Here is a 6,021-nt window from a genome sequence, read left to right as displayed (position 1 = left end):
TTCAGCGGCAGCGCCGGCAGGAACACCCAGAACGACGGCACCATGAACTCCGGCAGCCTGCCCTTCAGATAATCCCGCAACGCCTCGCGCAGTTCGGCCTGCGCCAACTCGTCGGTAGCCACCCCCGAGGCGCGCGCCACCACATACGCCACCAGCCGCCGCTCGCCCTGCCCATCCTCGTGCACCGCCACCACCGCCGCGGCCACCGACTCGTGCCGCGCCAGTTGCGCCTCGATCTCACCCAGCTCCAGGCGCTGCCCGCGGATCTTGACCTGCTGATCCGAACGYCCCAGGTATTCCAGCACCCCATCGCCCCGCCACCGCGCCAGGTCGCCCGTGCGGTACAACCGCCCTCCCGGCTGCGCCGACAGCGAATCCGGCACGAAGCGCTCGGCCGTCAACCCCGCCCGCGCCAGATACCCTCGGCCYACRCCCACGCCCGCCACGTACAGCTCGCCAACCACCCCCACCGGCAGCGGCTCCAGGCTGTCGTCCAGCACATACAGCCGCGTATTGTCCGTCGGACGGCCTATCGGCAGCAGATGCCCGTCCAGCGCCTGCGCCCCGTCCACCCGGTGCAGCGCCACGTCGTCGGCGCACTCGGCCGGGCCATAGGCATTGACCAGCGGCACCCCCGGATAGCGCGCAAACCACGACCGCGCCAGCTCCGCCGTCGACGCCTCCCCCGTGGGCAACAGCCAWCGCAGCCGCGGCAGCGCCACCGGATCGCCCGCCAACATCGCCTGTATCATCGACGGCACGCTTTGCAGCACCGTCACGCCCTGCTCGCGCACAGTCGCCAGCAACGCGCCCGGATCCCGCGCCACCTCGTCCGGCACGATCTCCACGCACGCCCCGCACAGCAGCCCCGCCAGCATCTGCCACACCGACACGTCNGCCAGCAACGCGCCCGGATCCCGCGCCACCTCGTCCGGCACGATCTCCACGCACGCCCCGCACAGCAGCCCCGCCAGCATCTGCCACACCGACACGTCRAAACTCACCGCCGCCGTCTGCGCAATCACGTCATCCGGACCCAGCCCAAGATACGGAATCTTGCTCAGCTGGTTGTTCAACATGCCCTGCTGCGTCACCACCACGCCCTTCGGCTCTCCCGTCGATCCTGACGTATAGATCACGTACGCCGCCTCATCGGGATGGCCACCCGGCAAGCGCGCCGTTTCCGTTCCGCCCGCCTTGCGGCCCGCATCCAGCAAAGACTCCACGGCGCAGACCCGTGGCGGTTGCGGCAGTTTCGCCGCGATCCGTTCGATGTGATCCATGTCCGCCGCCGGCACCGCCACCATCCGCGCGCCGCTCGCTTCCAGCAGGGCGGCCAGGCGGGCCTTCGGATGACGCCGGTCCAGCGCAAGGTATGCGCAACCCGCGTTGAACGTTCCGAGAATCAGGCTCAACAACGTCAACCCGCGGTCGGCATAGAGCGCAATCACGCCGCCCGCACCCGCGCCTGCCGCGCGCAGGCCGGCGCCGAGCCAAGCGGCGCGCTCATCCAGCTCGGCATAGGAGATCCGGGCGCCGGCGCAACGCGCCGCCACGCGCTCGCCGTGCAAGCGCGCCTGCTCCCGGAACAGGCCGGCATAGCCGCTGCGCAGCGGATAAGAATGGACCTCCCCTTCGCACTGGACCAGCAATTGCCCGCGCACTTGCGGCGGCACCACCGTGATCGCATGCAGCGCGCGCTGCGGGTCGCCCGTCAGCTCGAGCAGAACGTGTCGCATGGCCGCAAGCAGGCGCTCGACATCCGCATGCTCAAACATCTTTGCGTCATACGACAGCTGCAACACCAGTTCTTCACCCGGCACCACCACCACGGTGATCGGATAGTTGGTGTGGGTTCGGTTGCCTTTGAAACTGACCTTCAGGTCGGTCGCCCGAGTCGCCACATCGACATCGACGGGCGCGTTCTCGAACACGAAGATGCTGTCGAACAGATTGCCCCCGCGCGGGGTTTCGGCCAGCGCCTGGATCTCGACCAGCGGCACATGCTCGTACTGGCGCATCTCCAGGTTCTGCGCGAACAGCGCCCGCAGCCATTGCCCGACCTCCGTGTGGGCGGCGGGCAACCGGGCACGCAAGGGGATGGTGTTGATGAAGAGACCGACGGTCTCCTGGATGCCCTGCAGCTCCAGCGGCCGACCAGCCACCGTCACGCCAAACAGGACCTCGCGCCCGCCGCCCAGCCTGGACAGCAACAGCGCCCACGCGGCCTGCACCACCGTATTCACAGTCACCTGTTCCCGCTGCGCCTGCTGCTGGACCGCGGCCGTCTCGCGCACCGACAGGCGCGTGATGCAATCGCCCACCCGCGCCACGCCCGCCGCCACGGCCGTCTGGCGCTGATGGGGCAAAGGCGTGACCGTGTCGAAGCCGCGCAAGGTGTCTTGCCAGTACTGGCGCGCCCGCCCGGTGTCCTGCCCTTGCAGCCACCCGATGAAATCACGATAGGGCCGCGCCTGCGTGATCTCCGGCGCGCTGCGCCCGCGTTCGCGTTCGTAGTGCGCAAAGAAGTCCCGCAGCAGCAGCGAGCGGCACCAGGCATCCATCAGGATGTGATGAAAGCTCTGAACCACGTAGAACGTCTCCGGCCCCGCCTGGATCAGGCGTAGCCGCATGAGCGGCGGCCTTGCGAGGTCGAAGCCTTCCGCCAGTTCTTCGGTCAGCAGCGTCTGGATGCGGGCTTCGATTTCGGCGTCGGTCTGACCGCGCCAGTCCAGGTACTGCACAGGCGACGGCGCCTTGCGATACACGACCTGCACGGGCTGCGCATCGCTGCGCCAGTCGAAGCCGGTGCGCAGGACCTCGTGACGGGCCACCACCTTGTCCCATGCGCGGCGAAACGCCTCGACATCGATCGCGGCGTCGAAGCGATAGCGGTCCTGCATCAGGTACATGCCGGATCCGGCATTGATCAGGGTGTGCAGCAAGAGGCCTTGCTGCATCGGCGCCAGCGGATAGATGTCCTGCACCGATGCCTGCTCCCACGGCAGCGCATCGATGCGCTCCTGCGTGATGCCGGCAAGCGGAAAGTCCGAAGGCGTGGCGCCCCGCAGGCCGCTCACGCAATGCGCGATCAGCGCCGCCAGGGTGTCGCGCATGGCGCGCGCCAGCGCCTCGATCCGCGCCGGATCGTGAATGGCGCGACTATACGTCCAGTGCAGTTGCAGCTCGCCGCGCCGGATGCTGGCGCCGATGTCGAGCCAGGTGCGGCGGCGGCTTTGCGGCGCGCGCTGGTTGTTCACCGTCTCGCGCGCCAGGCGCCACGTGGTGCCGGCATCGGCCGAGGCGTCGATCTGCCCGAGATAGTTGAACGTGACCTGCGGATAGGCTCCCGCCGCCAGCGCGCCGCCCTCGCGGCTCAAGTAGCGCAGCAGGCCGTAACCCATGCCCTTGCCCGGCACCGCGCGCAATTGTTCCTTGACCGCCTTGATGCTGGCGCCGGGCCCACCTGTTCCCGGCGCCAGCCGCACCGGGAACAGCGACGTGAACCAGCCCACGCTGCGTGAAGCGTCCAGGCCGGCGTCGCCCAGGTCTTCGCGCCCATGGCCCTCCAATTCGATCAGCACACTGTCGCGGCCGGTCCAGTCGCAAAGCGTACGCGACACTGCCGTGAGCAGGAGGTCGTTGATCTGGGTCCGATACGCCTGCGGCACTTCGGAAATCAGCTGCTCGGTCAACTGCTCATCCAGCGTCACGGTCAAGGTGTCGGTGTCCGACACGGTATTGCTGCCCGCGGCGTTGCCGGGCAGGTCCGGCTCCGCCTCGCCGACCACGGCGCTCCAATACGGCAGTTCGGCGACAAGGACGTCGCCGGCCGCATGCCGCGCAAGCGCCTGCTGCCAGCCCCGCGCACCGATGCTTGCGCCCGCCAGTTGCACGTCCCGGCCATCAAGCCGCTGACGATAGGCCGTTTGCAGGTCCTCGACCAGTATCCGCCAGGACACCGCATCGACCACCAGGTGGTGGGCAGCCAGCAACAGGCGCGACGCGCGGCCTTCGGCGCCTTCCAGCCACAAGGCCTTGAACAGCCGCTGCGCCGACAGCGTTTGCTGGAACGCGGCCACATGGCGATCGATCGCGCCCGCCGGCGGCTCGTCGTCGTCCAAGGCAAGCTGGATCAGCCAGCCCCCCTCTTCCATCGGCGCCACCTCTTGCCGCCACCGACCGTCGGCCTGGGTGAAGCGCAGGCGCAGGGCCTCATGGTGCGACACCACCGCCTCCACCGCCTGCTGCAGGCGCGCCGCGTCCACCACCTCGGTCGCCGTCAGCAGCACCGACTGGTTCCAGTGCCACGGCTGCTCGAAGSCCTGCTCGAAGAACCACTGCTGCACCGGCGTCAGGCCGAACGGACCGTCCTGCGCCGCKCCGCCCGCCACCGGCCCCGCCGCGCCAGCGCCCGACTCGATGCGCTCGGCCACCGCCGCCACCTGCGCCACCGTCTGCAACTCCATCAACTGCCTTGGCATCAGCTTCCATCCCCGTTTGCGCGCGCGCGCAATGATCTGCAACGCCAGGATCGAGTCGCCTCCCAGCTCGAAGAAGTTCTCCCTGCGACCCACCCGCTCCAGCCGCAGCGTCTGCGCCCACACCNAAGCGCAGGCGCAGGGCCTCATGGTGCGACACCACCGCCTCCACCGCCTGCTGCAGGCGCGCCGCGTCCACCACCTCGGTCGCCGTCAGCAGCACCGACTGGTTCCAGTGCCACGGCTGCTCGAAGSCCTGCTCGAAGAACCACTGCTGCACCGGCGTCAGGCCGAACGGACCGTCCTGCGCCGCKCCGCCCGCCACCGGCCCCGCCGCGCCAGCGCCCGACTCGATGCGCTCGGCCACCGCCGCCACCTGCGCCACCGTCTGCAACTCCATCAACTGCCTTGGCATCAGCTTCCATCCCCGTTTGCGCGCRCGCGCAATGATCTGCAACGCCAGGATCGAGTCGCCTCCCAGCTCGAAGAAGTTCTCCCTGCGACCCACCCGCTCCAGCCGCAGCGTCTGCGCCCACACCGCCGCCAGCGCCTCCTCGGCCTCGCCCTGCGGCGCCTCGAACTCGCCCTGCTCGGGCGCATCGGCCAGCGGCAGCGCCTTGCGGTCCAGCTTGCCGTTTGCCGTCAACGGCAACGCCGCCAGCACCACCAGGCCGTTGGGCACCATGTAATCCGGCAGCGTCTCGGCCAGCCGCGCCCGCAGCGCCGCCGGCGCCAGCTCGGCGCCCGCCTTCGGCACCACATAGCCATGAAGCTGCGTGCGCCCGTCCTCTTCTTCGCGCGCCACCACCTCGGCCTGCGCCACGCCATCGAGCGCGCGCAGCGCCTGCGCCACCTCCGACAGCTCGACCCGGTAGCCGCGCACCTTCACCTGGTCATCGCCCCGCCCCAGGAACACCAGGCTGCCGTCCTCCAACTGGCGCACCCGGTCGCCCGTGCGGTACAGCCGGCCCCCGGCCACCAAGGGATCGGCCACGAAGCGCTCGGCCGTCTGGCCCGCCCGGCCCTGGTAGCCGCGCGCCAGCCCCGCCCCGCCCAGATACAGCTCGCCCACCGCGCCGGCSGGCACCGGCTGCAAGTACGCGTCCAGCACCCGCGCCCGGCAGCCCGCGATCGGCATGCCGGCCGGCAGCGTCTGCGCGCCGCGGTCGGCCGCCTGCGCCTCCTGGGTCAGCACCCCGACCGTGGTCTCGGTCGGCCCGTAGTGGTTCATCACCCGCGTCGCGGGCCTGAGCGCCTCGATGCGATCGAGCAGCGGCCAGCGCGTGGCTTCGCCGCCCAGCACCAGCCGGTGCGCCGGCAGCACCGAGCCCGCATCGGCCGCGCTGAGCAAGGCCTGCAGATGGCTCGGCACGATCTTCAGCACATCGATGCGGTGCTCGCGCATGTACTGCGCGAACTGGTCCGGGTCGAAGGCGTGACGCGCCGGGATCATGTGCAGCGCGCGGCCCGAGCACAGCGCGCCGAACAGCATGGTGTGGCCCAGGTCGGCCGCCACGGTCGAGACCATGGCCATGCTGCG

2 protein-coding genes and 1 pseudogene are annotated in these 6,021 nt (G+C 70.0%); all 3 read right to left on the bottom strand.

Annotated features, from left to right (window positions below; translation table 11 throughout):
* Nucleotides 1–896: pseudogene (locus tag ASE30_RS29945) on the bottom strand (AMP-binding protein); the annotation flags it as partial.
* A gap of 1 nt (nt 897) precedes the next feature.
* The coding region (locus ASE30_RS29940; RefSeq protein ID WP_369819328.1) for a condensation domain-containing protein at nt 898–4,577 on the bottom strand (3,680 nt) is incomplete at its 3' end.
* A gap of 32 nt (nt 4,578–4,609) precedes the next feature.
* Nucleotides 4,610–6,009 (bottom strand): AMP-binding protein (locus tag ASE30_RS28570; protein ID WP_369819327.1); only part of this gene is annotated, 1,400 nt, incomplete at its 3' end.
* Nucleotides 6,010–6,021: the final 12 nt, after the last annotated feature.

Origin of the sequence: Achromobacter sp. Root83 (assembly GCF_001428845.1) — a bacterium.
Classification (GTDB): domain Bacteria; phylum Pseudomonadota; class Gammaproteobacteria; order Burkholderiales; family Burkholderiaceae_B; genus Achromobacter.
Note: the sequence above shows the minus strand (reverse complement) of the source record. Positions and strands in the feature narration are given on the sequence as shown.